This window comes from Oleiphilus sp. HI0117 (assembly GCF_001635235.1).
Map to the genome: position 1 here is coordinate 1 of NZ_LWGA01000376.1, position 519 is coordinate 519.

General features: G+C 45.3%; 2 protein-coding genes. Both read right to left on the reverse strand.

All coding sequences use genetic code 11. The annotated features are described in order from the left end of the window. The coding region (locus tag A3757_RS25050; RefSeq protein ID WP_304439172.1) for an undecaprenyl-diphosphate phosphatase at positions 1–100 on the reverse strand (100 nt) is incomplete at its 3' end. Between the two features lie 39 nt (positions 101–139). Beyond that, positions 140–519, reverse strand: a 380-nt coding sequence (locus A3757_RS04460; protein WP_369819528.1) for a tRNA (adenosine(37)-N6)-threonylcarbamoyltransferase complex dimerization subunit type 1 TsaB, incomplete at its 5' end; no start/stop codon positions are given.

Sequence of the window (519 nt, forward strand, 5' to 3'; positions counted from 1 at the left end):
AAACTTGTGAAGGCAAAATCAGGTGAGCGGAGCTCGATATGGGTAGAAACTCCGTCAAGCCCTGAACAAGTGCCAATATAACTGCTTCAAACCAAGTCATTTTTAATCCTTAACTATCAATCCATATAGCGAGTAGCACTTAGGCTCTACCCGGCAGTTTTTTCCATGTAACCGTATTTCTGACATAGGATGGCATCGCGTCTTCTAGTAGCCCTGCTACACCTTTAAAATGCGCATAACGAGCCAGCTGACAAATAGCATGAGCCTCTGGTCTCATCTCAGCATCAAAACTATCCAAATGCCCTTTTACATCCGAAGGGAAACGTTCAGAGTAGTCAAAGCCACTACCGACACCAATAATAGGCCCATCCGTGATCGCGTCAGGCAAGCTCACTAATTCAGGTTTAGTCACATTTTCAATACCCAAAGTCTCCACCCGATAATAAGGATCCTCGTTCCCGTTGCTCTGTTTCTCCACTTTGCAGCAAGCCCAATACACCTCATCCATACGTGCATCAA